The following is a 3,076-nucleotide window of genomic DNA, read 5'->3' on the forward strand; positions in this document are numbered from 1 at the left end:
ATACCGAACGCCGACACACCAGCCCGACGAGGCCGATCCCCAGCCGGCCACTCACGCGACTCCGCCAACAACTCCACCGCACCAGCCGACCAGTCGATCTGGGAGGAGGGGTTCTCCACGTGGAGGGTCTTGGGCATCAGACCGTGGCGCATCGCCAGTACGGCCTTGATCACGCCGGCGACACCGGCGGCGGCCTGGGTGTGGGCCAGGTTGGACTTGATGGAGCCCAACCACAGGGGCTGATCCTCGGGACGGTCCTTGCCATAGGTCGCCAGCAGGGCCTGGGCCTCGATCGGGTCACCCAACGACGTACCCGTACCGTGCGCCTCCACCAGGTCGACCTCGGCAGGGGACACCCCCGCGTTCGCCAACGCCTGGCGGATCACCCGCTGCTGGGCCGGCCCGTTGGGGGCGGTGAGCCCGTTGGAGGCACCGTCCTGGTTGATCGCGGAACCCCGGACCACGGCCAGCACCTGGTGACCGTTGCGCTGGGCGTCCGACAACCGCTCCAACAGCAGCACGCCGACACCCTCACCCCACCCCGTACCGTCCGCCTCGTCGGAGAACGCCTTGCACCGACCGTCGCCCGCCAGGCCGCCCTGACGGCTGAACTCGGTGAAGCTGTCCGGGGTGACCAGTACCGACACACCACCGGCCAGAGCCATCGAGGACTCGCCCGAGCGGAGCGACTGGGCGGCCCAGTGCAGGGCGACCAGGGACGAGGAGCAGGCGGTGTCCAGGGTGATCGCCGGGCCCTCCAGGCCCAGGGTGTAGGCGACGCGGCCGGAGGCGACACTGGTGGCGTTACCGACCAGGAGGTGGCCCTGTACCTCGTCGGGGATGTCGGGACCGCCGCCGTAGCCCATGTTGTTGCAACCCACGAACACGCCGGTACGGGTGCCCCGCACCGACTCGGGGTTGATGCCGGCCTGCTCGAAGACCTCCCAGGAGGCCTCCAGCAGCAACCGCTGCTGAGGGTCGGCGGCCAGTGCCTCACGGGGGCTCATGCCGAAGAAGGCGGCGTCGAAACCCGTGGCGTCCCGTACGAAACCACCCTCGGCCACACCCGCGACGGAGGCGGGCCAGCCACGGTCGGTCGGCAGCGGGGACAGCGCGTCGGCGCCCGCCTCCAGCAGCTTCCACAGATCGTCCGGCGAGGCGACGTCCCCCGGGTACCGGCAGGCCATGCCGACGATGGCGATGGGTTCGTCGTGGGCGGACACCGTCGTGGCGACGGCCTGTTCCACGGTCTGCTCGCCCAGCAGTTCCGACCGTAGGTGGGTGGCCAGGGCACGGGGCTGCGCGTGGTCGAACACCAGGGTGGCGGGCAGGCGGAGCCCCGTCACCGTACTCAGCCGGTTCCGCAGTTCCACGGCGGTCAGCGAGTCGAAGCCGACTTCCCGGAAGGCCCGTCCAGGTTCGATGGCCTCCGCGCTCTCGTGGCCGAGTACCGCGGCGGCGTGCTTGCGGACCAGTTCCAGCAGTTCCCGGAGCTGCTCCTCCGGCGAACGTCCCGCCAGCCGGCGGCGCAGTTCACCGTCGGCACCCGCGTCAGCCCCCGTACCGGCGGCCTCCACCACCGGCTGGGCTTCGGGGAGTTCGTCCAGGAGCGGCCTGGGACGGGCGGCGGTGAAGCCCTCGGCGAAGCGGGCCCAGTCCATGTCCGCGACGACCGCGCAGTGTTCGTCGTGTTCCACGGCACCGCGCAGCGCGGCCAGCGCCAGGTCGGGGTCCATCGCGCGGATACCACGTGCCCGCAGGTGACGGGCCATTCCTTCGTCCGCCGCCATACCGGAGCCGCCCCAGGCGCCCCAGGCGATGGAGGTCGCGACCAGGCCACGGGCCCGGCGCTGCTGGGCGTACGCGTCGAGGAAGGCGTTGGCGGCGGCGTAGGCACCCTGCCCACCGCTGCCCCACACGCCCGCGTTGGAGGAGAACAGGACGAACGCGTCCAGCTCCCGGTCGCCCAACAACTCGTCGAGGTGTACCGCGCCCCACACCTTCGCCCGTGCCACCTCGGCCAACAGGCTCACATCGTGCTCGTCCAGCCGCTGGAACTGCCCCACACCCGCCGCGTGCACCACGGCCGTCAACGGGTGCTCCTCGGGTACCGCCTCGAAGGCGTTCGCCAGCGCCGCACGGTCCGCCACGTCGCAGGCGACGAAGGTGACGCCCACCCCCAACTCGGCGAGTTCCTCGCGTAGTTCGCCCGCCCCGGGGGCCTCCTCGCCCCGCCTGCCGGTGAGTACGAGGTGCTCGATGCCGTGCCGGGCGAGCCAGCGCGCCAGCTCCGAGCCGATACCGCCGGTCCCCCCGGTGATCAACGCGGTGCCACGGGGCTCCCAGGGGCGGTCGGCCTCGTCGCGCCCGGTAGGCCGGGCACGCACCAGGCGCCGCAGTTGGACGTCCGTTCCCCGCAGGGCGACCTGGTCCTCGCTCCCGTCGGCGAGTACCGCGACGAGCCGGGCGCCGTCCCGCTCCGTCCACCGCTCGGGCAGGTCGACAAGTCCACCCCACCGGTCGGGGTGCTCCAGTCCGACGACCCGCCCCAGGCCCCACACCATGGCCTGCGCGGGACTGCGTACCGGGTCGGCCGGACCGACACTGACCGCTCCGGCAGTGGCGATCCACAGGGGGGCATCGATCCCGGCGTCGCCGAGGGCCTGCGCCAGCGTCATGGTCGCGGCGAGGCCGGTGGACACGGCGAGGTCACCGTCATGGGGGGTCTCGTCCAGGGCCGCCAGCGACAGTACGCCGTTCACCTGCGGCAGTTCCCCGAGGCGGGCCGACAGAGCCTGCCGGTCGGCGCACTCACCCTCGTTGAGGGCCAGCGTGTGCACCTCGGCGCCGTGGGCGCGCAAGGTCTCGCCGAGCTGGGACGACCTCGCCTCGTGGTCCTCACCGGGGGGCAGAACGAGCAGCCAGTCACCACCGAGGCGGGTACCCGTGCGGGTACGGCGCTGGGGCCGCCACCTGACCTCGTAGCGCCAGTTGTTGGTGGTGTCCTGCTCCACCTGCCGCTGACGCCACTCCGCCAACACCGGCACCAACGGACCCACCACACCCTCATCCACAC

Annotated in this window: 1 protein-coding gene; it reads right to left on the bottom strand. The window is 72.2% G+C overall.

Annotated features, from left to right (window positions below):
* Positions 1–3,062: type I polyketide synthase (locus ABZT14_RS25525; protein WP_356306896.1), on the bottom strand; the 3,062-nt coding region annotated here is incomplete at its 3' end.
* Positions 3,063–3,076 lie beyond the last annotated feature (14 nt).

Origin of the sequence: Streptomyces sp. NPDC005438 (assembly GCF_040606315.1) — a bacterium.
Taxonomy (GTDB): domain Bacteria; phylum Actinomycetota; class Actinomycetes; order Streptomycetales; family Streptomycetaceae; genus Streptomyces.